20 protein-coding genes are annotated in these 24,616 nt (G+C 71.0%); 10 read left to right on the forward strand and 10 right to left on the reverse strand.

The window, feature by feature from the left end:
* Positions 1-9: 9 nt before the first annotated feature.
* Both AMYNI_RS0105435 and AMYNI_RS0105440 read right to left on the reverse strand, forming a co-directional pair.
* Positions 10-723 carry a TetR/AcrR family transcriptional regulator gene (locus tag AMYNI_RS0105435; protein WP_020666970.1) on the reverse strand — a complete coding sequence of 238 codons (714 nt, stop codon included), beginning with the start codon at positions 721-723 and terminating at the stop codon, positions 10-12.
* 399 nt (positions 724-1,122) lie between these two features.
* Positions 1,123-2,037 (reverse strand): proteasome assembly chaperone family protein, encoded by a 915-nt coding sequence (locus AMYNI_RS0105440; RefSeq protein ID WP_020666971.1) that lies wholly within the window; start codon positions 2,035-2,037, stop codon positions 1,123-1,125.
* Positions 2,038-2,143: 106 nt separating this feature from the next.
* On the opposite strand from AMYNI_RS0105440, the gene mgrA reads away from it, so the two are divergent.
* Entirely contained in the window at positions 2,144-3,172 is a 1,029-nt protein-coding gene (mgrA, locus tag AMYNI_RS0105445) for an L-glyceraldehyde 3-phosphate reductase (RefSeq protein ID WP_026360083.1), read from the forward strand.
* Between the two features lie 74 nt (positions 3,173-3,246).
* On the opposite strand, the gene AMYNI_RS0105450 is transcribed toward mgrA, so the two are convergent.
* Together AMYNI_RS0105450 and AMYNI_RS0105455 are read right to left on the reverse strand one after the other, a co-directional pair.
* Positions 3,247-4,032 carry an ABC transporter permease gene (locus tag AMYNI_RS0105450; RefSeq protein ID WP_020666973.1) on the reverse strand — a complete coding sequence of 262 codons (786 nt, stop codon included), beginning with the start codon at positions 4,030-4,032 and terminating at the stop codon, positions 3,247-3,249.
* Positions 4,029-4,934, reverse strand: a complete 906-nt coding sequence (locus AMYNI_RS0105455; RefSeq protein WP_026360084.1) for an ATP-binding cassette domain-containing protein — start codon at positions 4,932-4,934, stop codon at positions 4,029-4,031. Before AMYNI_RS0105455 ends, AMYNI_RS0105450 begins: the two co-directional genes overlap by 4 nt.
* 110 nt (positions 4,935-5,044) lie before the next feature.
* On the opposite strand from AMYNI_RS0105455, the gene AMYNI_RS0105460 reads away from it, so the two are divergent.
* The 4 genes from AMYNI_RS0105460 (at position 5,045) to AMYNI_RS0105475 (ending at position 10,135) form a co-directional block, all read left to right on the forward strand.
* Positions 5,045-6,208: a sensor histidine kinase gene (locus AMYNI_RS0105460; RefSeq protein WP_020666975.1), complete on the forward strand. Its 1,164-nt coding sequence runs from the start codon at positions 5,045-5,047 to the stop codon at positions 6,206-6,208.
* Positions 6,205-6,864, forward strand: a complete 660-nt coding sequence (locus AMYNI_RS0105465; RefSeq protein ID WP_020666976.1) for a response regulator — start codon at positions 6,205-6,207, stop codon at positions 6,862-6,864. The genes AMYNI_RS0105460 and AMYNI_RS0105465 overlap by 4 nt, the downstream gene beginning before the upstream one ends.
* A 111-nt stretch (positions 6,865-6,975) precedes the next feature.
* Positions 6,976-8,637: an alpha/beta fold hydrolase gene (locus tag AMYNI_RS43645; RefSeq protein WP_211225458.1), complete on the forward strand. Its 1,662-nt coding sequence runs from the start codon at positions 6,976-6,978 to the stop codon at positions 8,635-8,637.
* A gap of 1,078 nt (positions 8,638-9,715) precedes the next feature.
* Entirely contained in the window at positions 9,716-10,135 is a 420-nt protein-coding gene (locus tag AMYNI_RS0105475) for a winged helix-turn-helix domain-containing protein (protein WP_020666978.1), read from the forward strand.
* A gap of 17 nt (positions 10,136-10,152) precedes the next feature.
* Here the strand turns inward: AMYNI_RS0105475 and soxR are convergent, their stop codons facing one another.
* Positions 10,153-10,608, reverse strand: a complete 456-nt coding sequence (gene soxR / locus AMYNI_RS0105480; RefSeq protein WP_020666979.1) for a redox-sensitive transcriptional activator SoxR — start codon at positions 10,606-10,608, stop codon at positions 10,153-10,155.
* A 155-nt stretch (positions 10,609-10,763) separates the two neighbouring features.
* Between soxR and AMYNI_RS0105485 the strand changes: the two genes are divergently transcribed.
* The gene (locus AMYNI_RS0105485) at positions 10,764-12,029 is read left to right on the forward strand and encodes a serine/threonine-protein kinase (protein ID WP_020666980.1); all 1,266 of its coding nucleotides are present in this window, start codon (positions 10,764-10,766) and stop codon (positions 12,027-12,029) included.
* 291 nt (positions 12,030-12,320) lie between these two features.
* The gene (locus AMYNI_RS0105490; protein WP_281170351.1) at positions 12,321-12,653 is read left to right on the forward strand and encodes an anti-sigma factor antagonist; all 333 of its coding nucleotides are present in this window, start codon (positions 12,321-12,323) and stop codon (positions 12,651-12,653) included.
* Positions 12,654-12,705: 52 nt separating this feature from the next.
* Here AMYNI_RS0105490 and AMYNI_RS43650 read toward each other — a convergent pair whose 3' ends face one another.
* A complete protein-coding gene (locus AMYNI_RS43650) occupies positions 12,706-15,687 on the reverse strand; it encodes an AfsR/SARP family transcriptional regulator (protein WP_169515701.1) in 2,982 nt (993 codons plus the stop codon).
* A gap of 133 nt (positions 15,688-15,820) precedes the next feature.
* On the opposite strand from AMYNI_RS43650, the gene AMYNI_RS0105500 reads away from it, so the two are divergent.
* Complete coding sequence (locus AMYNI_RS0105500; RefSeq protein ID WP_020666983.1) at positions 15,821-16,765, forward strand: 1-phosphofructokinase family hexose kinase; 945 nt, start codon at positions 15,821-15,823, stop codon at positions 16,763-16,765.
* Positions 16,762-17,520, forward strand: coding sequence for a 5'/3'-nucleotidase SurE (surE, locus tag AMYNI_RS0105505; protein ID WP_020666984.1), 759 nt, complete (start codon positions 16,762-16,764; stop codon positions 17,518-17,520). Before AMYNI_RS0105500 ends, surE begins: the two co-directional genes overlap by 4 nt.
* Here surE and AMYNI_RS43655 read toward each other — a convergent pair.
* The 4 genes from AMYNI_RS43655 to AMYNI_RS48845 all read right to left on the reverse strand — a co-directional run bounded on the left by AMYNI_RS43655 (position 17,517) and on the right by AMYNI_RS48845 (position 22,681).
* The gene (locus AMYNI_RS43655; RefSeq protein ID WP_051116274.1) at positions 17,517-18,980 is read right to left on the reverse strand and encodes a tetratricopeptide repeat protein; all 1,464 of its coding nucleotides are present in this window, start codon (positions 18,978-18,980) and stop codon (positions 17,517-17,519) included. The two genes, surE and AMYNI_RS43655, sit on opposite strands and share 4 nt — an antisense overlap.
* A gap of 383 nt (positions 18,981-19,363) precedes the next feature.
* Positions 19,364-20,683: a BTAD domain-containing putative transcriptional regulator gene (locus AMYNI_RS43660; RefSeq protein ID WP_051116275.1), complete on the reverse strand. Its 1,320-nt coding sequence runs from the start codon at positions 20,681-20,683 to the stop codon at positions 19,364-19,366.
* A 33-nt stretch (positions 20,684-20,716) separates the two neighbouring features.
* Positions 20,717-21,904, reverse strand: a complete 1,188-nt coding sequence (locus AMYNI_RS0105515) for an aminotransferase-like domain-containing protein (RefSeq protein ID WP_020666985.1) — start codon at positions 21,902-21,904, stop codon at positions 20,717-20,719.
* A gap of 141 nt (positions 21,905-22,045) precedes the next feature.
* Positions 22,046-22,681: a hypothetical protein gene (locus AMYNI_RS48845; protein WP_026360089.1), complete on the reverse strand. Its 636-nt coding sequence runs from the start codon at positions 22,679-22,681 to the stop codon at positions 22,046-22,048.
* Between the two features lie 214 nt (positions 22,682-22,895).
* Between AMYNI_RS48845 and AMYNI_RS0105525 the strand changes: the two genes are divergently transcribed.
* Positions 22,896-24,557: an AMP-binding protein gene (locus AMYNI_RS0105525; protein WP_084628292.1), complete on the forward strand. Its 1,662-nt coding sequence runs from the start codon at positions 22,896-22,898 to the stop codon at positions 24,555-24,557.
* Positions 24,558-24,616 lie beyond the last annotated feature (59 nt).

Consider the following 24,616-nt stretch of genomic DNA (forward strand, 5'->3'; position numbering starts at 1 on the left):
CCGGGTCCGCTAGCGGCCGATGAACGCGGACTCGCCACCGGTGGCCACCTCGGCCATGATGCCGGCGATCTCGTTGAGCCCGCGCGAGCGGTCGTGCGCCCACCAGTGCGCGGTCTCGTACACCAAGGACAGGCCGATATTGGCCATCGCACGCGGGCGCGGGTCGCGCTCCGGGTCGAAACCCCACTGCTCGGCGAGGTGCCCGGCGAGGCGTTCCTTGGTGTCGGTGATGATGTTGTGCACGGCGAAGCGGGCGGACGGAGTCGCCTTGTACACCTCGAGAGAGTTGCGGATTCCCTCCCGGATGTGACCGTCCACATCGGGCGATCCATGCGTGAGCGCGTATGCGTCGGCAATGGAGGAAGAGACCGAGCGCAGGAATCCGGACGGCGCCGGACGACTGATCACCAGCTTGGCGAGATTTCCGTAAAATTGTTCGACCATTCCGACCAGAACGCTTTCCTTGGTCGGGTAGTAACGAAAGAAGGTTCGCTCGGAGATGCCGGCCGAGCGCGCGATGTCCGCCACGGTGGTCTGGCTGGGCCCCTTGTCCGCGAACAGTTTCATCGCTTCCAGCCAGAGCGTGGTGCGGGTGCGGTGCTTCTTGGAACTGCGCAGCCCGACGGGTGGCTGGGGCTGCCTCGGCACGTCGATCACGGGCGGACGGCCATGGCCGGGAAGGTCCCGGAAGTACGGACCCTTGGTCTGAAGAAATGTGTCCATTGCATGTCCTTGGGCTTGTTCAATGACGGGTTCGGCAAATCTCGCCGATATACCGGCGCCGATCGGTATCGAGGAGCCGGCGGATCTCGTGTTCGGTGAGATGGGGAACCTCAGGTGCCCGGAGCCTATGCGAAGTGGTACGGGCGTGCAATGGTTGCGATCGAGACAGGGATCACGGTTCAGCGCGACAGGCTCGCGCCAATTCGTTAGTTTTGCGAAGAACAATTAGCGGAAGCCCAGAATGGGCCGCTTTTCCGCCGCACCGACACCCGCCAGTGGCAGCCTGACCGGCCATAATGACGTTTTCGCCGTGCAACGGTCAGGCATCGTTTCAGTTACCCGGGAGTGGCCACGCGGTGAGGAAAGCACCGATAAGGCACTTTCCGCGCACGCGCGGGCCTAGTCGCGCGGGTCGGTGCGCTCCTGCTCGGCGAGGAACCGCTCGAACTCGCCGCCGATCTCGTCCGCGGTGGGCAGCTCGCCCTCGGACTCGGCGAGCAGGCTCTCCCGCTTGCTCGCGTCCAGGAAGGTGTCGTAGCGGCGCTCGAGCGCCCGCACCACCTCGGCCACCTCGTCGGACTCCGCCACCTGCTTGCCGATCTCCAGGTCGGCCCGGCGGCCGGCTTCACGCAGCGCGTCCCCGGACAGGCTCAGCCCGGTGGCTTCGCCGACCGTCTCCAGCAGCGTCAGCGCCGCACCCGGGTAGGTCGCCTGGACCAGGTAGTTCGGCACGTGCGCAGCGAAGCCCATCGCGTCGTGGCCGGATTCGCCGAGCCGGAACTCCAGCAGCGCGGCGATGCTGCCCGGGATCTGCATCCGGCTGAGGAAGGGCTGGTGGCCCTGCACCAGCTCCGGGCGGGTGCCGTGCGCGGTCACCCCGAGCGGACGGGTGTGCGGCACGTCCATCGGGATGCCGTGCATGCCGACGGTGAGCCGGACGCCCCAGCGCTCGACCAGCGCGCCGACCGCGGCCGTGAACCGCTCCCATTCGCGGTCCGGTTCCGGCCCGGTGAGCAGCAGGAACGGGATGCCGGCGGTGTCGTGCTGCAGCCGCACGACCAGCTCCGGCGCCTCGTACTCCTCCCAGTGGTCGGTGAGGAAGGTCATGGTCGGCCGCCGGGAGCGGTAGTCGATCAGCCGGTCCACGTCGAACCGGGCGATGACCCGGTGCTCGTGCTCCTCCAGCAGGTGGTCGGTGAGCGTGCGGCCCGCCGCACCCGCGTCCAGGAACCCGTCGAAGTGGTGCAGCAGTACCGCACCCTCGAGGTTCGGGACGTCGGAGTCCACCTCGTAGAGCTCTTCGGGATCCAGCACTGGGGCTACCTCCTGGTGTCGTTCTGACCAGTGTTCTCCTTTTCAACGCGGCGCGGGGCCGAATCCATCCCGGCCGGCGGTGATCGGTGTCGTCTACGCTCGGCGGGTGAGCTATCTGGCGGCGGACGGCCGATACGAATCGATCCCCTACCGGCGGTGCGGTCGCAGCGGGCTGAAGCTGCCCGCGATCTCGCTGGGGTTGTGGCACAACTTCGGGGACGACCGCCCGTTCGAGACCCAGCGCGCGATCTGCCGCCGGGCGTTCGACCTCGGCATCACGCACTTCGACCTGGCCAACAACTACGGGCCGCCCTACGGTTCCGCGGAACGGAATTTCGGCAGGCTGCTGGCCACCGATTTCCGTCCGTACCGGGACGAACTGGTCATTTCCAGCAAGGCGGGCTACGACATGTGGCCGGGGCCGTACGGGGACTGGGGTTCGCGCAAGTACCTGCTCGCGTCGCTGGACCAGTCGCTGGACCGGCTGGGCCTCGACTACGTGGACATCTTCTACTCCCACCGTTTCGACCCGGACACGCCGCTGGAGGAGACGGTCGGCGCGCTGGACACCGCGGTGCGCTCCGGGCGCGCGCTCTACGTGGGAATCTCGTCGTATTCGTCCGGAAAGTCGGCCGAAGCGGCCCGGCTGCTGAAGGAGCTCGGCACGCCGTTGCTGATCCACCAGCCGTCCTACTCGATGTTCAACCGGTGGACCGAGCAGCAGGACCTGCTCGGCACCCTGGACGCGGCGGGCGCCGGCTGCATCGCGTTCTCGCCGCTGGCGCAGGGCCTGCTGACCGATCGCTACCTGGACGGCGTGCCCGAGGACTCCCGCGCGGCCACCGGCGGCGCCCTCAACCGGGGCATGCTCTCCGAGGAGAAACTGGCCAGGGTGCGCGCGCTGAACGAGATCGCCGGCCGGCGCGGGCAGAGCCTCGCTCAGCTCGCGCTCGCCTGGGGCCTGCGCGATCCCAGGATGACCTCGGTGCTGATCGGCGCGAGCAGCGTGCACCAGCTGGAGGACAACGTGGCCGCACTGTCCAATCTGGACTTCACCGACGCCGAGCTGGCGGAGATCGACGAGCACGCCGTGGACGTCGGCATCAACCTCTGGCAAGCCTCCAGCTCCCACTGAGCCCCACCGCACGTCGAACTCGCGGTGCGCGAACGTGGGACTCGCGGTGCGCGAGTGTGGGACTCGCCGGATATTCACGCGTCTCGGCGGTTCAGGTGGGAGGTTGCGAAGCCGAGGGTGACCAGCAGGTAGGCGGCGAACGCGGCCAACACACCCGGTATCGACAGCAGCCCGTCCGGCACCGCGCCGGTGATCCGTTCGGTCAGGTGCGGCAGCAGCAGCGCCCGGACCCACTCGTTCCACGGCGAGGGCAGGATCTGCGGCAGCATCTCGGCCAGGTACAGCAGCGCCACCACCGCGGAAAGCCCGCCGGCCGTGGACCGCAGCAGGGTACCGACGCCGAGCCCGGCCAGTGCCACCACGGCCACCGAAAGGCCAGCGCCGAACAGGCCGGGGATCTCGTCGGTGAACGGCGCGGCGTATCCGGCGAACGGCCGGTCCCCCAGGATCAGCACGCTCGCGAAATAGGTCAGCGTCATCACCACGATCCCGGCCGTGAACGCGAGAATCCCTACCACCACGGCCTTTCCGGCGAACAGCACGCGCCGCCTCGGCACCGCGGTGAGGCTGGCCGAGATCGTACCGCTGCCGTATTCGGCGGTGATCACGAGAACGCCGAAGATCCCGAAGCACAACTGCAGGAACGGCAGCGTGGCCACCCCGACGGTGGCGTCCGGGTCCGCCGCCACGACGCTTTGCTCGCCGGGTCGCAGGCCGTCCCAGAACCTGGCCCACATCACCGCGACCGCGACCCCGAGCACCCACACCCCGGCGGTCGCGGCCAGGAAGTACCGCGAGGACTGCAAAGACCGGATCTTCAGCCATTCGGAAGGCAGCACGTCGGCGAGCGGGCCGGTCATCGCGCACCCGCCCGGTACTCCACATCCGCCGCGGTGAGCGCCAGATAGGCGTCCTCCAGCGACGCACTGCGCGGAGTCACCTCGTGCACCGGGATGCCCTGCGCCGCGGCCAGGTCCCCGATCCGCGCGACCTCCATGCCGTGCACCGACAACCCGCCGCCGGGATCGGGCACCACCTCCGCGCCCGCCGCGGTGAGCACGCCGGTCAGCTCGGCGGCCAGCGGGGACCGCACCAGCACGCCGAGCCGGAACCGCTGGGCCAGCTCGGCGACCGTGGTGTCCTCGATCAGCCGTCCCCTGCCGACGATCACCAGCCGGTCCGCGGTCAGCTGCATCTCGCTCATCAGGTGGCTGGAGATCAGCACGGTCCGCCCCTGGGCGGCCAGCGAGCGCATCAGCTCCCTGATCCAGCGCACCCCGTCCGGGTCGAGACCGTTGACCGGCTCGTCGAACATCAGCACCCCGGGGTCGCCGAGCAGCGCCACCGCGATGCCGAGCCGCTGCTTCATGCCGAGCGAGAACCCGTGCACGCGTTTGCGCGCGACCCCGGCGAGGCCGACCTGTTCCAGCACGTCGGCCACCCGGCGGCGGCCGATGCCGTTGGTCCGCGCCAGGCAGTACAGGTGCATGAACGCGCTGCGGCCGCCGTGCACCGCGCCCGGGTCCAGCAGCGCGCCCACCTCGAACATCGGCCCGGTCAGCTCGCCGTAGCGGCGGCCGTTGACCAGCGCGGTGCCCGAGGTCGGCGCGTCCAGGCCGAGCAGCACCCGCATGGTGGTGGACTTCCCGGCGCCGTTCGGACCGAGGAAACCGGTGACACTGCCCGGTTTCACCACGAAGGACAGCCCGTCCACGGCGACCGCGCCCCGATAGCGCTTGGTCAGTTCCCGTACTTCGATCATGCCCTTGACGTTGCCCGGCGCGGACGCCGCGCACATCGGGCCACGGACCGAACCGGCGTCTCTATCTCCAGACAGAGGCGGCGGCCGAACGGGACGGATACCGTCGGGAAGTGCCCGATCCCGAACTGCGCCCGCTCTTCGTCCGGCGGCTGGGGCCCGGCCGCCTGCTCGCGCTCGACGCGCTGGCCGCGGTGCTCTACACGACCGTGCTGCTCACCCTGCTGCTCGCCGACGGCAAAAAGCCGTCCTGGTGGGAATGCCTGATCGTGGCCGGGATCGGGTTGCCGGTGGCGGTGCGCAGGCGCTGGCCGTTGCCGGTCTTCGCGGTGGTGTTCGGCCTGTCGCTGCTCTCGCTTTCGCTGCGGCTGGTCACCGAGTCCTTCCTCGCCGCCGGGTTCGCGCTCTACCTGGTCGCGCTCACCGGCAGGCGGCCGCACTGGGAACCCACCCTGGCGATCGCCGTGCTCAGCGGATTCGTGGTGCTCGCCGGCGGACTCGGTACACCAAGGCCCGGCATCGACTCGCAGTTCGGCTTCTACTTGTTCGGGGTCGCCGTGCTCGGCGGCGCCTGGACGGTCGGACGTGCCGTCCGCGAACGCCGCACGTATGCCGCGCACACCGCCGCGCAGCTCGCCGACCAGGCCGTCACCGAGGAACGCCTGCGCATCGCCCGCGAACTGCACGACGTGGTGGCGCACAGCATGGGCCTGATCGCGGTACGGGCCGGGGTGACCAACCACCTGCACGACGTGCGGCCGGTCCAGGCGCGGGACGCGCTGGAGCTGATCGAGAACACCAGCCGGGACGCACTCACCGAGATGCGGCACCTGCTCGGCGTGCTGCGGGCGGAGAACGGCCCCGAGCCCACTGCCGAACTCGGCCCGGTGCCCGGCCTGGCCGGACTGCCGGAGCTGGCGGGCCGGGCCGCGATGGCCGGGGTGCGGGTGGAGCTGCGCACGGACGGGGTGCCCCGGCTGCCGGAAGGGGTGGAGCTTTCCGCCTACCGGATCGTGCAGGAGGCGCTGACCAACGTGATCAAGCACGCCGCACCGGCGCAGTGCCTGGTGGCGGTGGACGGGCGCGGCGGCGAACTGCGGATCGAGGTGACCGACGACGGCCCCGGCGCCCGGATGCTGCCGGCGCGTCCCGGCGGGCACGGGCTGATCGGCGTCCGGGAGCGGGTCGCGATGTACGGCGGCGAGTTCGCCGCCGGGCCGCGCCCGGAAGGCGGGTTCCGGCTGTTCACCCGGCTGCCGTACGGGGAGCCCGCGTGATCCGGGTACTGGTCGCGGACGACCAGGCCCTGCTGCGCGGCAGTTTCCGGGCGCTGGTCGACGCGTCGCCGGGGCTGTGCACCGTCGGGGAGGCGGAGAACGGCGCGGAGGCCGTGGAACTCACCCGGACGCACCGGCCGGATCTGGTGCTGATGGATGTGCGGATGCCGGAGCTGGACGGGATCGAGGCCACCCGGCGGATCTGCGCGGCGAGCGAGACCAGGGTGCTCATCCTGACCATGTTCGACCTGGATTCCTACGTGTACGCCGCGCTGCGCGCCGGTGCCAGCGGTTTCCTGCTCAAGGACACCAGGCCGGCCGAGCTGCTGGCCGCGATCCGGGTGGTCGCGGCCGGCGAAGGGCTGCTCGCGCCCAGCGTCACCCGGCGGCTGATCACCGAGTTCGCCCGGCGCCCGGATGGCGGACGGCGGGCTCCGGCGAAGCTGGACGGCGTGACCGCGCGGGAACGGGAAGTGCTCGTGCTGGTCGCCCGCGGACTGTCCAATTCGGAGATCGCCGCGCGGCTACAGGTGAGCACCGGGACGGTGAAGACGCATGTGAGCCACCTGCTCGGCAAGCTGCGCGCGCGGGAACGGGCGCAGCTGGTGATCGCCGCCTACGAGTCGGGGCTGATCGTCGCCGGAGACGAGCGCTGACACCGGCCGGGTTGTCACTTGGCGACAAGCGCCGATCGGCCGATGTCGGCGACCCGCCGCGCCCATAGTGTCGGAGCCGTCTGGGTAGCACACAGCGATCGAGGGGTCTCCATGACAGCAAGAAGATCCAGTTGGCGGCGCGCCATCACGGCCGGGCTGAGCCTGGCCGTTGCCGCCGGGGTGGTGGTGGCCGGTGCCCCGGCCGCCACCGCAGTGCCCACAGTGCCCACAGTGCCCGCTGGGCTGACCGAGTTCTACGGGCAGCAGCCGGCGTGGACACCGTGCGAGCCCTCCGGGCCGCTCGCCAACCTGCAATGCGCCGCGCTGACCGTGCCGATGAACTACCGGCAGCCCGGCGCCGAACGGATATCGGTCACCATCAGCAAACTGCCCGCGAAGGACCCGGCGAAGCGGCGCGGAGTGCTGCTGCTCAACCCCGGCGGCCCCGGCGGCTCCGGGATCGGCCTGCCGAACTTCTTCGCGGACAGGCCGATCGCGCAGGCCTACGACCTGATCGGGTTCGATCCGCGCGGCGTCGGCCGGTCGACCCCGCTCAACTGCGAGGCCCCGCCGGCGATCGAGGGGCTGTCCAGCCGCCCCGACGACGCGGAGTTCGCGCTCTGGACCGCGGACGCGCGGGCGGGCGAGGACGGCTGCGAGCGGGCCGCCGGCGGCCTGCGCCCGTTCGTCAACACCCCCAACACCGCGCGCGACATGGACGTGATGCGCGGCGTGCTGGGCGAAAAGAAAATCAACTATCTCGGCTTCTCCTACGGCACCTACCTCGGCGCGGTCTTCGGCAGCCTGTTCCCGAAGAGCCTGGACCGGAACGTGCTGGACTCCGCGGTCAGCCCGGACTGGATCTGGCGCGAGCAGTTCAAGCAGCAGGCACTGGCCCATCGGTCCAATGTGGACCTGCTGGTCGGCTGGCTCGGCGAGCGCGACGGTACCTACGGGCTCGGGAAGTCGGCGGGCGAGGTGTTCGCCAACAGCGAGGCGCTGGCCGCGAAGCTCGCGGTGCGGCCGGTCACCGACCCGGAGTACGGCGAGGTCGACCGGACCATCTACGACGTGCTGCTCGGCAGCGCGGCGAGGTACCGCCCGCTGTGGGACTCCGCCGGTGAGGTGATCAAGCGGCTGTCGGACGCGGCGGACGGGGTCATCGCGCCGGACTCGCCGGAGATGGTGGACGCCGGCAAGGCGGCCCGCGCGCTGTACGCGCTGGCCGTGCCGTCGACCATCAGCGGCGTCTTCCAGACCGTCACCTGTGAGGCCGACTGGCCGAAGGATCTGCAGATCTACTACAGCGACATGCGACTGTACCGCGAGCGGTACCCGTACGGCGGTGGTATCTCCCGTGCCGCGCCGAACGGCTGCACCTTCCGCAGCTTCACCCCGCCGGACCGGGTCACCGACCTCAAGCGCGGCTACCCGACCGGACTGGTGATCCAGGCCGACGGGGACACCCAGACCCAGTACGACGGCGGGCCGGCGATGGCCGCCAAGCTCCGCGACCACCTGATCTCGGTCCCCGACGACGGCACGCACGGGCTCTACGTCAGCAACACCTGCGTGCAGGCGCTGGTGGACCGCTACCTGGTGGACGGCGTGCTGCCGGGCACCACGACCACCTGTGCCGGCGACCCCCGGCCGGACGTGCCGCCGGACTCAGCCGGGGCGTCCGCGTCCGCACGCGGGAGCAATAACTCCACTTTGCAGGAACGGATCGCGAAGTTCGCGAAGAACAAGCAACTTGACAAAGTAACCTTCTAATCCTGGCGGTCGTGAGTGGAAAGTCGTCGCCCCGGGTGCGGGTGTCCCGCAAGAACACGGGCAACACTTTCCACTCACGACCCGCCGCGATGGGCCATCTGGCCTAACCGATCATTGACATCAGTCACCAATAGCCACCGGTTCCGTTGAAGGATGGCTCGAAGTGGGTCATAGTCCCAGCTAGTACGAATATTTCGTCGCGCCGCGACTCGGCGCCCGACTGCCCCGGGAGAGCACCGTGCCCCATCTCCCCCCTACTCACGGTGCCCTCCCCTCCCGCGAAACCAGGCGGCTCGTACCGGCCATCGGAGTACCGGCGCTTACCCCCGCCGGCCACTCCGGTCCGCGTACGACCACGGCCCCGGCATCGGCCTCCCCAGCCGGCCAGGATCGCACTCCGCCCGCACAGATCGATTCAGGCCACGATTCAGGCGATCCGGCGTCCGCCCGCTCCGGCGGCGTGGAATCCGGGCCGCCGCAAGGAGTTGACCGTCCCCGGCTACCCGGGATCCGGTCCTGCCCGCACCAGGCCGGTTACCCCGGCGGGCCGGGCGGCCTTACTCCAAAAGGCCTATCGGTGATTCACGATCGGACGCTTCGCTCGGCTGTCTTCGGTATCCGGTAATTACCGGCAAGGGCCCATAATCCCAAATCCCAGCGGGATCCGGACCGGATTGGGCCGAGATCCGGACCGGATGATCCGGACCGGATTAGGCCGGGCGGCCCGACCCATTTCCGGACGGCTGGGCTCACTCGTTCGGCCTACCGGGCTGCCCTGGATGCCCACCGAACGTCATCAGACTTGTCGTTTCTTCCGACAACCGCCGAATGCTCCTTGACCTCCTCCGGCTAACGTAGTTACATCAGGGTCAGTAGGGGTCTGGGTAGCGGGGACCCGAATGGGGATGTCTTAACGGCTGGCTGTACGCGCGTTCGCGTCTACCGCCAGTCGTCTAACCATGCTGGGGTAGCCATGCATCGAGTGCAGAACGTCGATGAAGTCAAGCTCGTGCGCTGGCCGGCGCAGGCCGCCCTTCGAGACCAGTATCGAAAAACGGGGGTACCGCGTCTACTGGTCGTGGAGGGGAGCGCGTTACCGCCGCAGTGCGGTGACCTGTACGAAGACTGGGTCCGGGCACCGATTTCGCGGGCCGACCTGGACGCCAGGCTGACCGCGTTGCGCGCGCGGGTGGACGAGCACAAGGTGCCCCAGCTCGACGATCGGGGGGTACTGCAGTTCGGCGCGCAGTCGATCACCATTTCCGCCACCCAGACCGAGCTGCTGGAACTGTTCGTCACCCAGTTCGGCAAGGTGGTGGCCAGGGAGGCGTTGCGCACCAGGCTCAGCGAGGCCAACCAGAGCTCGCCGACCAGGAACTCGCTCGACCTGCACATAATGCGGCTGCGCCGGCGGATACTGCCGCTGAACCTGTCGATCAGGACGGTATGGGGGCGCGGCTACGTGCTGGAGTGCTGCGGCGCGCACACCCGTTCCTGAGATTCCTGAGAATATTCTCAGCCTTCGAGTATGCGGCGGGGTCCTGGCCCTTCCTGGCCGAGGCTGTCGTAGGGGTTGGCCAGCACGCATCGGCTGATCGAAAGGCAACCGCAGCCGACGCATTCGGTGAAGTCGTCGCGCAACCGCTCCAGATACCGAATGCGCTGGTTGAGTTCCTCCTGCCAATGCCGGGAAAGGCGCTGCCAGTCCTGCCGGTTCGGCGTGCGGCCCTCCGGCAGTTTCGCCAGCACCTCGCGCACGTCGGCCAGCGGGATGCCGACCCGCTGGGCGATCCGGATCAGCGCGACCCGGCGCAGCGTGTCGCGGCTGTAGCGGCGCTGGTTGCCGGCCGTGCGGGTGCTGACGATCAGCTCCTGCCGCTCGTAGAAATGCAGCGCCGAAACGGCCACCCCGCTGCGGTCGGCCAGCTGCCCGACGGTGAGCTGGGACTGGTCCCACTTCAGTTCTTCCATCGCCGCGATCTCCCCTCCCCGCACCGCTACCTCGACTATAGTTCAGGTTAGCGGTAGGATTCGTGCCGAATCGAAGCGGGGGTTGATTCGGCCACCCGATGGAGTAGCTTCAGAGGCTTCGGGCGGGGGCAGACCGGCGGAACAGGAGTTGTCTGATGGGGCAGGAGACCGAGCCCCGGTTCGATCTCGACGCCGTGGCCGGTTTGGGGGACGGGCAGCCGCGCCGGGAACGGCCGAGCACCGTCGGCGACCGCTACCTGCTCAAGGAGCGGATCGGCACCGGTGGCAGCGCCACGGTCTACCGCGCGACCGACACCGCGACCGGTGCCGAAGTCGCCGTGAAACTGTTCCACTCCGGCGCGGCGCAGAGCGGCGAGCGCAGGTACGCGCAGGAAATCCGCATCCTCAGCGAGCTGCAGCATCCCGGGCTGGTCGCACTGCACGACGCCGGCACCGAGAACGAGCGGGCGTTCCTGGTGACGCAGTTGGTCATCGGGGAGACACTGGCGGCCCGGATCCAGTGCGGTGCGCTTTCCGCGGCGGAGACCGCCGAACTGGCCACCCCGCTGGCGGAAGCGCTGGCCTACGTCCATTCCACCGGCGTGACGCATCGCGATCTCAAGCCGGCCAATGTGCTGCTCGGCGCGGACGGCCCGAAGCTGAGCGACTTCGGCATCGCGCGGGCCTTCGACACCACCAGGATGACCGAAAGCGGGGTGGTGCTCGGCACCGCCGCGTACATGGCTCCCGAGCAGGTCAACGGCGGGGAGATCGGGCCGCCCGCCGACATCTACGCCTTCGGTCTCGTCCTGCTGGAATGCCTCACCGGCCGCCGCGAGTATCCCGGCACGCTGCTCGAATCGGCGCTGGCCAGGCTGCACCGGAAACCGGTGCTGCCCACCGGGCTTCCCGCGCCGTTCGCCGACCTGCTCCGTCGGATGACCAGTATCGACCCCGCGAAACGGCCCAGTAGCACGGAAGTGGCCGCGTCGCTGCACGCACTGCGCGAGGCCGGCGCGCCAACGCGCGCGCTGACCACGCCGCCCACTCCGGTGCCGCGTATCGGGAAGCGGCGGTCGCGCCTGCTGCTGGCGCTCGGTGCGCCGCTGGCACTGCTCGCGCTTGGCGCCGTCGCGCTGTTCGGTTCGGGCGGCGAACCACCCGCGCCCGGCCCGGCGCCGGCCGCGCCGGTGCCCACCTCCCCGGCGGGCACGCCCGCGGCGCCGCAGTCCCCCGCGCCGCCCGCCACCGGGCTGGTGGTGCACCAGCTGCCGCCCACCTCGGCCACTTCCGGCGTCGAGCTACCGCCGGCAGCACCGTCGACGAGCGCCGAACCTCCGGGGAAAAGCGAAAAGCAGGAGAAGAAGAAACAGGCCAAGGAGTCCCGCAAGGCGGAGCGGCAGGACAAGCGCGACGGCTGAGCTTTTCCATGGTCGACACGGGAGAAACGATCTTCACGAGCCTGCCCGGCGGACACGCCCCGACACACCGCCTTCACTCGTTGTGAGGTTGTGCCCAGCCATGGACCCCGATACCGTGCTAACACGTTCGGTTGAGATAACAGCCGCAGGGAGACCTTCCCCGCTGGGGCGGAGCAGTGAATTTCCGGGTGGCGGTACCTCCCACACAGCATCAGCGTGTGAGGGAGCAGAGCAGTGACGACGTTCGTGCAAAGAACCGTCCGACAGACCACGTCGGGGGCTGGGAAGCTGGTGGTCAGGAAGCGTCGAATGGGCGCGGTCAGAGTGGTTGAGTTCCGCGGAGATATCGATCAGGCCACCGCGCCGGTCGTGTGCCAAGCGGTGGCCGAAGAACTGCTGACCGGTTCGCGGGCACTGGTACTTGACCTGACCATGGTTGGTTTTCTCGGCTGTGCCGGGCTTACCGTGCTGGTGGAGACCGCCGAACAGACCCGGCGGTACGGCTCGCGGCTGAGCCTGGTGTCCACCCGTCGCGAAGTTCTGCGCCCGCTGCTGGCCACCAACCTGCGCGATCGGTTCCGCATCCGGCCCTCACTGAGCCGCGCACTACAGGATTTCGAGTAACCGCGAGAAAAGGACGAAAGTCCATTGTGGCCGGTGAATACCGGATACGGCTTCATTCCGCGCGCAGCGAATTCCGAACCTGGTTCAGCGCCCTGGCCACATCGCGGGCGAACCAGCGCAGGGAAAGCGCTTCGGAAATCGCCAATGCGTCGGTCAAAGCCTGTTCCGCGTCCGCGAGACGCCCGGTGCGAACGTGCAGGGCGCCGAGACTGCGCAGGGTGTAAGCCTGGCCGCGCCGGTCACCGAGCGACTCGAACAAGGTGCGGCAACGGGCCAGCGCCTCCGCCGCCGGTTCGTACGCGCGCAGTTGCGCGTGCAGATCGGCGAGGCCGCGCAGCGAATAGGCCACCGCGTGCCGGTGACCGTGCTCGGTGAACAACTCCAGCGACCGGCGCAGGTTCGCCCCCGCGTCCTCGAGATAACCGGTGTAGCGCTGCGTTTCCCCGAGGCTGCGCAGCACGTGCGCCTCCCAGTGCGGATCCCCGAGGCGGCGCGTGATGACCAGCGCCTCGTGCAGCAGGGTGCCGGACTGGTCGTACCTGCCCTGCCGGCGCAGCAGATCCGCCCGACGTTTGATCGCGCTCACCGCCGACCGCTCGTCGCCGAACTCGCGGGCGAGCCGGAGCGCGCCGAGGAAACACCGGTCCGCGGAATCGAATTCGCCCGCGTCGGAGAACACGCAACCGAACTGGTCCAGTGCCACCCCGTGCAGCTGGTGGTCTCCCGACTTCTCCGCCAGCGTAAGGGCTTCGGTCAGGATCTCCCTGGCTTCGGCGGCCCGGCCGGTCTCGGCCAGCACATCGGACTTCAGCACCAGGGTGTGGCCCAGCTCGGCCTCGTCGCCGAGTGCGGTGAACCGGTTCGCGGCCGCGCGGAAATACCGCAGCGCGGTACCCGCCCTGGCCTGATGCCAGTGCAGGTTGCCGAGCCGGCGCAGGCTGACCGCCGCCGAGCGCGAGTCACCGGCCCACCTCGCCGCGACCAGCCCCAGCACGGTCGCGCTGTGCGCGGACCGCAGCCCCGGCCGCGTCTCGCAGATCGCGCCGAAGGTGTCAGCCAGCGTCCAGGCCCGGGTCCACCAGCCCCGCCGCAGTGCCGCGTAGAGCAGCGCGACGACGTTCTCCGCCTCCTCCCCCGACCACAGCGCCAGGCTCGACTTCGCGGCCGCCGAACCCGCGCCGTCCAGCGCGAAATCGAGCATGCCGCGCAGCGCCCGGTCCAGGGTCCGCGGGGTCTCCTCCAGCTCGGCCCGTTCCCTGGCGAACTCGGCGATCAGGTCGTGCGGCTGGTAGCGCACCTGGTCGAAGGCGTCCCGGCCGCGCACCTGCAGCAGCTGCGCCTCGACCAGCGCCTCGGCGGCGTCACGCCCGGCGTCCTCGGTGTCAGCGGCCTTTTCCGGACTGTCGGTCTTTTCGGTGTTCGCTGTGTCCTGGCCGGCGGATTCGAGCAGCCGGGAGATCATGGCGCGGGACACCGCGGGCAGCCCGAGCGCGGCCAGCAGCCGCAGCGCCCGCCGCGGCTGGGGCCCGCACTCCGCGTAGCTCAGCCCGATGGTGGCCCGGACGTCCAGGTCCCCCGCGCGCAGCTCGGCCAGCCTCGACCGGCCGGCGCCGATCCTGGTGGCCAGCTCGTCGATGGTCTCGTGCGGGCGGGCGCCCAGCTTGGCGCCGACTATGCGCACCGCCAGCGGCAGCCCGGCGCAGTGACCGAGCAGCGTCTCGGCCGCGGCCGGCGCGCCGGCGACCCGGTCCGCGCCGACGATCCTGGTGAGCAGCTCGTGCGCCTCCTGGCCGGTGAACGCACCGACCCCGATGGTGACCGCGCCGGCGAGGCCGAGCATCCGGCGCCGGGCGGTGACCAGCACCGCGCAGCCGGACCCGCCCGGCAGCAGCGCCCGCACCTGCGCCTCGTCCCGCGCACCGTCCAGCAGCACCAGCACCCGCGCGTCCGCGGTCCGGCTGCGCCACAGCTGCTGCCGTTCCAGGAAACCGACCGGGACCGACTCCTCGTCCACCCCCAGCGCGAGCAGGAACCGGCGCAGCACCTCGGCCGGCTGCCCCGGCTCGGCGGTGAGGTCGGCGGCCACCTGCCCGCCGTCGAACTCGCGCCGGACCAGGTGCGCGGCCCGCACCGCGAGGGTGCTCTTGCCGACCCCGCCCGGCCCGCTGAGCAGCACCAGCCGGTTGTACGGCCCGGTCAGCTCGGCGCGGATCCGGTCCAGCAGCTCTGCCCTGCCGACGAAATCGGGCAGCCGCGGCGGCAGCTGCGCCGGCCGGGCCGGCGCCTCCGGCATCAGCAGCGGCCGCGCCTTCGGCACCGGGTCGAGCAGCGTCTGCGCCCAGCGCAGCCGTGCGCCCGGTGCCGCGCCGAGGCCGGCCAGCGCGCTGCGGGTGCTGTCGAAAACGGCTTTGGCGTCGGTTCGCCTGCCCACCTTGACCAGCGCGTCGACCAGCAGGGCGGCGATGTTCTCCTGGCTCGGGTCCCGGTTGAGCAGCTCGGTCAGGCCGGTGATCGCCTCGGGCAGCCTGCCCAGCGCGATGTCCACGCCGAAGCCCTGCTCCAGCGCGGCCAGCCGGCGTTCCTCCAGCCCACCGGCGTAACCGCTGAGCAGCGGGCCGCGTCCGGTGTCCTGCAGCGCCGAACCGCGCCAGAGTGCCAGCCCGGTGCGAAGCAGGTGGTCGGCCTCGAGGTACTCGCCGGCCTCGGCCGCGTCCCGGCCGTCCTCGGTGAGCCGGATGAACTCGGTCGCGTCGAACTGCCGCGGGTCCACGTCCAGCAGGTAGCAACCGTGCCTGGTGCGGAGCACGTGCTCGGCGGACCTGGCGGGCAGGTCCGGGCAGAGCAGCTTGCGCAGCGCCGAGATCCGGCCCTGCAGCACGGCAGGGTACGACTGCGGTGGGCGGTCCGGCCAGAGCTCGTCGATCAGCGTCTCCATCGGCACCGGCTGGTTCGCCTTGCTCAGCAGTACCGCCAGCACGGTGCGGACCTGTCTTGGTCCCACCGGTGCCCCGTCGAGCTCTGTCGCACCCAGCACGCCGAAACGCAATCCGAAACCCCCGTATCCCGAAAGGTCATCTTCTCAGCATCTAACGCTCTCCGTGCGGGGTTCAGTGCGCGAAGTGCGGAACTAGCGTCTGGGATCAGCCGCCAGTGGGTACCGGACAAGTATGGACAAACAGGTCATGGTGTTCGCGCCCTCGCCAGAACTCACCGTCACCGTGGAGGACCGCGACGGTGAAGCCGACATCCACCTGCACGCGGGCGGCCAGGGAGTCTGGCAGTCCAGGATGATCGCCTCGCTCGGGGTGCCCGTGGTGCTCTGCGCGGCGTTCGGCGGCGAGACTGGCCGGGTGCTGCGCAGCCTGCTGACCGCCGGCGGCATCGAGCTGATCGACCAGGACGTGACCGCGCGCAACGGCGGCTACGTGCACGACCGGCGCGGCGACTCCGGACGGCAGCCGGTGGCCGGAATGCCGGGGGACGCGTTGTCCCGGCACGAGCTGGACGAGCTCTACGAGACCACCCTGCTGCGCGGGCTGGCCAGCGAGACCGCGGTGCTGAGCGGCACCTGGCATCCGCGGCCGGTGCCCGCCGACGTGTACCGCAGGCTGGCGGGCGACCTCACCGCGAACGGCTGCCGGGTGATCGCCGACCTTTCCGGCGAACGCCTCGACGCCGCCCTCGAAGGCGGCCTGCACCTGGTCAAGGTCAGTCACGAGGAGATGCTCGAAGACCGGCGGGCGGACGGCGAAGAGCCGGCCGAGTTGATCGAGGGCATGTGGCGGCTGCGCGAGCACGGCGCCGCCGCGGTGGTGGTGTCCAGGGCATCGGCCCCCGCGCTGGCCCTTTTCGACGATACGGTCTGGGAGGTACACGGCCCCGAACTGCACACCGTGGACACCCGGGGCGCCGGCGACTCGATGACGGGTGCGATGGCCGCGGCACTCACCCAGGGTGCGGAGCTGCCGGACGCGATCCGGCTCGGCGCGGCCGCCGGCGCGCTGAACGTGACCAGGCACGGGCTGGGGTCCAGTAGCGGCGAAGGCGCCGCCGAGCTCGTCGACCGGGTCGAGCTGCGCCGTCACCAGCCGAAGCGGAAGGGACATCCATGACGCGGCTTCGCGCCCTGATCACCAACGACGACGGCTTCGACTCCGAAGGACTGGCCGTGCTCGCGCGGGCGGCCGTGGCGGCCGGGCTGGAGGTGGTGGTGGCCGCGCCGCACGCGGAGGCCAGCGGCACCGGCGCCGGGCTGACCGTGCTCACCGAGGAGGGCAGGTCGGTGATCGAGCGGGCGCACCGGCCGGGGCTGCCCGACGTGCCCTGCTACACCGTTTCCGCACATCCGGCGTTCATCACCCTGGCGGCGCTCGACGGCGACTTCGGGCCGCCGCCCGACCTGGTGCTGTCCGGGGTGAACCGGGGCATGAACCTGGGCAAGCCGGTGATCCACTCCGGCACGGTCGGTGCCGCGCTGACCGCCGGCACGAACGGTGTGCGCGGGCTGGCGATCTCGGTCGAGGCGGACGAGATCGCGCCGCCGCGCTGGCCGGACCCCGGTGGCATCCCGGCGCAGGCCATCGAACTGCTGCTCCGCACCCCGGCCGGCACCGTGCTCAACGTCAACATCCCCGATCTGCCGCCGGACGCGCTCAAACCGCTCAGCACGGCCACCCTGGCCACCGCCGGCGCGGTGCAGAGCCTGCTGTCCCACGAGCGGGGCGGGGACGAGGTGGTCACCACCGAGATCGGCGAGCAGGCCGAGCCGGGCACCGACGTCTACCTGGTGAACCGCCAGGTCCCCACGGTGACCGCGCTGCGCCCGGTCGCCGAGGACACCGCCCTTGACCTGACCGGCTACCTCTAGCCGCCGAGGACGGAGTCGGCGAGGGCGAGGGCTTCGGCACGGTTGAGGGCGAGTCCTTCGGCGTAGGCGGCGTCGAAGGCGGCGTCGCCGAGGTGGGTGCGGGCCAGGTCGGACACCCGGGTCACGTCCGGGTCGGCGATCGACGGTGCGCCGCTGAGGGCGTCGCCGGCGCCGAGCAGCCGGGCGGCCCGCGCCGGGTCGCCGCCGGCCACGGCGACCCCGGCCAGCGCCAGCAGCACCACCGCGTGCAGGTCGAGGAAATCCTTGCCGGCGGCGAAATCCGCCGCCTGCCGCAGCCACCGGCGGGCCTCGGCCGGTTCCCCTTCGACCTCGGCGAGCCGGCCGAGCGAGATCCACAGGTACACGCGCACCAGGTCCGTGTTGAACAACCCGGGCGGGCACTCGTCCGCCACCCGGGTGTAAAGCGCGCGGGCCTCGGTGAGCTCGCCGCGGAGCCGGGCCAGGTCGCCGAGGCCGAGGTGCGCGGTGCCCAGCTGGGTCGGCGCACCAGCGCGACCGGCCAGCTCGGCCGAGCGCTGATAGTCCTGCTCCGCGCCGTCGAGGTCCCCGGTGCGCATTCGGTAGCCGCCCCGGCGGGCGAGCAGGTCGGCGGTCTCCTCGGTGGCGCCGAGCTCCGTGGTCAGCTCGATGCCCTCGTCGAACAGCGCCAGCGCCCGCTCCCGATCCCCGCGCTGACCGGCGATCGGGGCCAGCTCACCGATCACCTGGCTCATCCCCCACCGCTCACCGATCGCGCGGAACTGCCGCAGTGCGGCGGTGAAACGCCGTTCGGCCTCGATCAGGTCACCCTGGAACACGGCCATGAAACCCTCGCTCAACGGCACCATCGCCTGGCTCCACGGGTCGGCGCCGAGCAGTTTCTCCGGCTGCCCGGACAGCAGCTCGCCGTCGTCCGGCGGACCGGACCTCAGTGCCCAGAACATGGTCAGGAACGGCTGCGCCGGCGGCCCGGTGCGGGCCTTGGCCAGCCGGTCCAGCGTGGCCAGCTGGGCGCGCAGCGGTTCGTGGTCCGCCATGCCGAAAGCGGCGTTGAGCACGCACAGCACGTATTCCTCTTCCAGGCCCTCCGGCGGCTCGCTGCCCAGTTTCAGGGCCAGCTGGTAGCTCAGCGTCGAGCTGTCGGACCGGCCGCGCAGCCACCAGTACATGGACAGTGCGCTGATGAGTTGGAGGGCGAGGGTGGTGTTGTGGTCGATGGTCCAGCGGAGTGCGGTGTGGAGGTTGGGGTAGTCGGTGTCGAGTTGGGTGAGCCAGTGGAGTTGGTGGGTGGTGCGTAGGTGGGGGTCTGCGGTTTGGGCGAGGTGGAGGTAGTAGGTGGCGTGGGTGTGGTGGAGGTGGTGGGTGTGGTCGGGGTCGAGGTGGGTGGTGCAGAAGGCGCGGATGGTGTCGAGCATGCGGTAGCGGTTGTCGGTGGTGGTGAGTAGGGATTTGTCGGCCACACTGCGGGTTGTTGGGTTCACCACGCACACGGCCGGAGGAGATCACCGGAGGCCTGCGCCGCTCGCCGGGTGCTCACCTGACCCGCTTCCGCCCGCGTGAAATCATCGCTGGATGCGGTTCGGGGATTCTTGGTCCGGTGCTCGCCAGGTGTGCCGACGGGAGCCCCGGCCGTGCTCGGCGGGCCGCGCGGCGCGGGCGTTGGCTCGCGTTGCTGGCGGCCGAGGCGGGGGCGGGTGGTCCCGACCGACCGGCTGATCGACGGGATGTACGCGGGACGCGCCGCCGGAAGGCGCGGCGAACGCCCTGCAGTCCCAGGTTTCCCGGCTGCGCCGCAGGCTCGGTGACGCGGGGCTGGTGGAGCTGCATCCGGCGGGGTTACCGGCTAGCGGTCGATCCGGCGGAGGTGGACGCGCACCGGTTCACCGAACTGGCCGGCACCGGACGGGCGGCACTGGCGGGCGGCGAATACCGGCGTGCCGGCGGTGGTGAGGACGGGGACGGGGTGGCGGGTTTCGCCGGGGAGGTCGAGGGGTTCGCGGCTGGTGGCCAGGATCCGCAAGCCGGGTGCGCCGGTGAGCAGGGTGGCGGCCAGGTGGGCGACCGGGTCGATGAGGTGCTCGCAGTTGTCCAGCACCAGCAGCACCGGCCGTTCCCGCAACACCGCCACCAACCGCTCCACCGGTGTGCCGGACGCCCGTTGCGGGCTGAAGGCCGCTTCCCGCACGCCGAGCGCGGCGAGCACGGCCTTCGGCAGGTCGGCTTCCGCGACGATCTGGGCCAGCTCGACGAAGCACACCGGCCCGTCGACCCTGGCCGCGGCTTCGATCGCGAGACGGGTCTTCCCGGTGCCGCCGGGGCCGGTCAACGTGACCAGCCGCTCCCGGCTTAACAACGCCGCCAGCCGGATCAACTCGGTGTCCCGGCCCACGAAACTGGTCCACTGCGCGGGCAGGCCGCGGTGCGGCGCCGGCTCGTCGCGCAGCACCGCCAGATGGATCGCGGCCAGTTCAGGCGACGGGTCCGCGCCCAGTTCCTCGGCCAGCGTGCGGCGGGCGTCCTCGAACGCGGCCAGTGCCTCGGCCGGACGGCCCGCCGCCGCCAGCGCCCGCACCAGCAGGCCGCGAGTCCGCTCCCGCAGGGGATGCTCGGCCACCAGCCCGCGCAACCGGGAAACCACCTCGGCACCGCGGCCGAGCTCCAGCTCCGCTTCGGCCAGGTCCTCCACGGCCACCAGCCGCGTCTCCGCCAGCGCGGCCACCTGCGCCCGTACCGACGGCGAGTCGGCGAGATCCGCCAGCGCCTGCCCGCGCCACAGCCCCAGCGCGTCGCCGAGCAGCTCCGCGGCACGCCGGTATTCGCCGCCCGCCAGTGCCGCCCGTCCGGTGCCGGCCAGTTCGGTGAACCGGTGCGCGTCCACCTCCGCCGGATCGACCGCTAGCCGGTAACCCGCCGGATGCAGCTCCACCAGCCCCGCGTCACCGAGCCTGCGGCGCAGCCGGGAAACCTGGGACTGCAGGGCGTTCGCCGCGCCTTCCGGCGGCGCGTCCGCGTACATCCCGTCGATCAGCCGGTCGGTCGGGACCACCCGCCCCGCCTCGGCCGCCAGCAACGCGAGCAACGCCCGCGCGCGCGGCCCGCCGAGCACGGCCGGGGTCCCGTCGGCACACCTGGCGAGCACCGGACCAAGAATCCCGAACCGCATCCAGCGATGATTTCACGCGGGCGGAACGCCGGGTCAGGTGAGCACCCGGCCGAGCCGGCGCAGGCCCTCGGTGATCTCCTCCGGCGTGTGCGTGGTGAACGACAACCGCAGTGTGGCGGGATCCGGGGCCTCGACGTAGAACGGCGCACCCGGCACGAAGGCGACATCCCGCCGGAGCGCGAGCGGTAGCAGCCTGGTCGCGTCGGCATCGCCGGGCAGCCGCAGCCAGACGAACATGCCGCCGTCCGGGTCGGTCCAGCGGGTACCGGTCGGGGTCGCCGACGGCAGCGCCGCGAGCATCGCGTCGCGGCGCAGGCGGTAGGCGCCGCACAGCCCGCGCAGGTGGCCTTCGAGGTCGGCGCCGCGGAGATACTCCGCAGCCGCGGCCTGGTCGACGGTCGAGGTGTGCAGGTCGGCCGCCTGTTTCGCGACGGTCAGCCGGCCGACCGCTGGCCGCGGCGCGCGCAGCCAACCCAGCCGCATGCCCGGTGCCACGATCTTGGAAAAGCTGCCGAGGTACAGCGAGCGGCCCTCGGCCTCCGGCAGCGCGCTGATCGGTGTCAGCGGCGCACCCCGGTAGCGAAGCTCACCGTACGGATCGTCCTCCACGATCCAGAACCCGTGCTGCGCCGCCAGTTCCGCCACCGCGCGGCGGCGCGGCGCGGGCAGCGTGCGGCCGGTGGGGTTGGAGAAGGTGGGCACGAGGTAGAGCAGCCGCGGCCGTGCACGCACCACCAGCTCGGCGAGTGCGGCGGGGTCGATGCCGTCGTCGTCGCAGGGCACCGGCAGCACCCGCGCCCCGGCGAGCTGGAAGCACTGCAACGCGGACAGGTACGCGGGTTCCTCGACCAGCACCACCGAACCGGGGTCGAGCAGGGTCGCGGCGACCAGGGTCAGCGCCTGCTGCGAACCGGTGGTCACCAGCACGCCGTCCGGTTCGGTGGGCAGGCCGCGGCCGGTCAGCCGCGCGGCCAGCAGCTCCCGCAGCCCGGGGTCGCCCTCGGTCGGCGAGTACTGCAGGTTCCGGCGCGCGGACGGCCCGGACAGCACCCGGTCGAAGGCGGCGCGCAGGCCGTCGGTGTCGAACAGTTCCGGTGCGGGCAGCCCGCCGGCGAAGGAGATCACCCCCGGCCGCGTGGTCAGTGCGAGCAGGTCGCGGACCGGGGAGCTGGTGACCCCGGCCATTCTGGTGGCGAGCGCGGGCAGGGTGGAAGTGGACAAGATGGCTCCGGGACTCAGAAATGACTCAGACTGCGGCTTGGCGCAGCGGAGGAGCAGTGGTGCTGCCGCTCGTGGCTGCGGGGGTGGCTGCACTGGTCAAGGAGCCTTGGAAGTCAGGATAGGCCACCCCGCAACAGATTTTCACCGCCCGGCGCGCGAACTCCAGTCCTGGATGCGGCTCTGCCATTCCTTGATGGCGGAGCTGACCGCGTCCTCCATCTGCTCACCGGGGTCCTCCTGCTGAGGAGGCGGCGGTTTCGGGGCGGTCGTCCTGGTCTTCGTCACTTCCGGCTGCTTCGGCGGCGCGGCCGGCGGTGGCGCGGGGGCTTCGGGGAGGGTCGCGGTGGCCTCGGGCGGCGCGGTGGCCGGCGGAGCCGACGGCGACGGGGTCGCGGTGGGCACCGGCGGCTGGACGACCGCGTCGGCGGGCCGGTCGTCGTCGCCGGGCCCGCTGAGGAAGAACAGCCCGCAGGCGACCGCGAGCAGCACCACCGCGCCGGAGGCGAACCGGATCGCCGCCCTGGACCGCGGCTGCTCCTCGGCCGGCGATGCCAGCTCGTCGGCGAGGCGGTGTCGCCCGCCATCGGCGGATTCGGGCTCGGCAGGTGGGACCGTCGGCTCGGGCAGGCCCTGCGCGGCGCTCAGCGCACCGAGGAACATCGGCACGGTCTCGGTGGTGCTGGGCGGCTCGATCCTGGGGATCTCGGCGGTGGGCGGCGTGTCTGTGCTTTCAGGGCTGCCGGGCCTGTCGGGCTCGGGCGAGGCCGGGCGGGCCATCGACTACCTCCGGCTACAGAAACGGACACGGCACCTCGCACAACCTACCCGAACGGGCGGGGGAAACGTTCGCGTACCAGCCACAAATTTTCTCGAATCCACCCTGCACAGAGGTGATAATTCCGGCTCCGACCTGCGAAATAATTGCCCAGAACATGTTCTTCATGCCACTATCCGCTCACTCCAAGGACGGGGCGGACCAGCGGGAGGTCGAATGTCTGGCAGCGCGACGCCACCCGGCTCCCTGGGCAAGGTCGGCCTCTCCACCCGCGGTATGTCGGTACTGGTTCGCAACGGTGTGGTGCGGCCGATGGGCCCCGGCAAGCTGTTCCAGATCCACAGCGGGTTCCGCAAGTGGGGCCTCACCCTGACGCTGGCCTTCACCACCGGCGCGGTGCGCTATCCCGGGCGCCCGGCGATCATCGACGACCAGGGCTCGCTCAGCTACGCCGAGCTCGACCAGCAGTCCACCCGGCTCGCGCACGGCCTCCGCTCACTGGCCACGGACCGGGTGACGCGGATCGGCCTGCTCGCACGCAACCACCGCGGCGCGGTGCAGACCTGCATCGCGGCCGGCAAGACCGGGGCGGACGTGGTGCTGCTGAACACCGGGCTCTCCGCGGCGCAGATGCGCGCGGTGGTCGAGGAGCAGCAGATCAACCTCCTGGTCGTGGACCAGGACCTGCTGCCGCTGGTGGCCGAATGCCCGCCGGGGCTGCGCAAGGTGGTCGGCTGGACCGAGGGCCCCGTCGACTCGCTGCCGGACACCGGGCACCGCTGGCACACCCTGGAGTCGCTGATGGCGGCCGCGCCGGGCTGGGACCTGCCCAGCCCGAGCCGGCACGGCAAGACGATCCTGCTCACCTCCGGCACCACCGGCACGCCGAAGGGCGCGCGGCGCCCGGACCCGCGCAGCCTGACCCCGATCGCGGCGATGCTGGACGTGATCCCGCTGCTGACCGGGGACGTGATGCTGCTCGCGCCCCCGCTGTTCCACATCCTCGCCTACGGCCACCTGCAGCTCGGCGCGTTGCTGGGACACACTTTTGTGCTACGCCGCAAGTTCGACCCGGAGCGCACCCTGCACGACCTCGGCGACCACAAGGCCACCGTGCTGGTCGCCCCGCCGGTGATGCTGCAACGCATGCTCGAACTGCCCGCGCAGGCGGCCGCGGCCCAGCGCGGTTCCCGGCTGCGCGTGGTGTGCTGCGGCGGTTCCGCGCTGCCAGGCCGGCTGGCCACCAGCTTCATGGAGGTCTTCGGCTCGGTGCTCTACAACCTCTACGGCTCCACCGAGGTCTCCTGGGCGACCATCGCCACGCCACGGGACCTCGCCGCCGCGGACGGCACCGCGGGCAAACCGCCCCGCGGCACCAGGGTGGCAGTGCTGGACTCCGCCGGGAAGCGGGTCGGTCGGGGCGAGGTCGGTCGGATCTTCGTCCGCAACGGGATGCTGTTCGACGGCTACACCCGGCCCGGGATGGACAAGGAGGTCCGGCGTGGCCTGATGTCCACCGGCGACATGGGCTACTTCGACGAGAAGGGCAGGCTGTTCGTCGTCGGCCGGGACGACGACATGATCATCTCCGGCGGCGAGAACGTGTTCCCGCGCGAGGTGGAGGACCTGCTCTCGGCCCGTCGCGACGTCCGGGAGGTGGCCGCGGTCGGCGTTTCCGACGAGCGGTACGGCCAGCGGCTCGCGGTGTACGTCGTGGTCGAGCCGGGGCACTACCTCACCGCCGAGGACATCCGCGAGTACGTCAAGCGGAACCTGGCGAAGTTCTCCGTGCCGCGCGACGTGATGTTCCTCAACGAGCTGCCCCGCAGCCCGGCCGGCAAGGTCATCCCGCGAGACCTCCCCCTCGCCTTCCACTGAACGGCAAATAGCCGGCTTTTTGCCCTTTTGCGGGAGGGCAAAAAGCCGGCTATTTGCGG

Source organism: Amycolatopsis nigrescens CSC17Ta-90, assembly GCF_000384315.1.
GTDB lineage: Bacteria > Actinomycetota > Actinomycetes > Mycobacteriales > Pseudonocardiaceae > Amycolatopsis > Amycolatopsis nigrescens.

Bases quoted from the DNA above. Each gene is read 5' to 3' on its own strand.
- AMYNI_RS0105435 (WP_020666970.1), bottom strand. From the start codon at position 723: ATGGACACATTTCTTCAGACCAAGGGTCCGTACTTCCGGGACCTTCCC.
- AMYNI_RS0105450 (WP_020666973.1), bottom strand. From the start codon at position 4,032: ATGACCGGCCCGCTCGCCGACGTGCTGCCTTCCGAATGGCTGAAGATC.
- AMYNI_RS0105455 (WP_026360084.1), bottom strand. From the start codon at position 4,934: ATGATCGAAGTACGGGAACTGACCAAGCGCTATCGGGGCGCGGTCGCC.
- AMYNI_RS43645 (WP_211225458.1), top strand. From the start codon at position 6,976: ATGACAGCAAGAAGATCCAGTTGGCGGCGCGCCATCACGGCCGGGCTG.
- soxR (WP_020666979.1), bottom strand. From the start codon at position 10,608: ATGGAAGAACTGAAGTGGGACCAGTCCCAGCTCACCGTCGGGCAGCTG.
- AMYNI_RS0105485 (WP_020666980.1), top strand. From the start codon at position 10,764: ATGGGGCAGGAGACCGAGCCCCGGTTCGATCTCGACGCCGTGGCCGGT.
- AMYNI_RS0105500 (WP_020666983.1), top strand. From the start codon at position 15,821: ATGGACAAACAGGTCATGGTGTTCGCGCCCTCGCCAGAACTCACCGTC.
- surE (WP_020666984.1), top strand. From the start codon at position 16,762: ATGACGCGGCTTCGCGCCCTGATCACCAACGACGACGGCTTCGACTCC.
- AMYNI_RS43660 (WP_051116275.1), bottom strand. From the start codon at position 20,683: ATGCGGTTCGGGATTCTTGGTCCGGTGCTCGCCAGGTGTGCCGACGGG.
- AMYNI_RS48845 (WP_026360089.1), bottom strand. From the start codon at position 22,681: ATGGCCCGCCCGGCCTCGCCCGAGCCCGACAGGCCCGGCAGCCCTGAA.
- AMYNI_RS0105525 (WP_084628292.1), top strand. From the start codon at position 22,896: ATGTCTGGCAGCGCGACGCCACCCGGCTCCCTGGGCAAGGTCGGCCTC.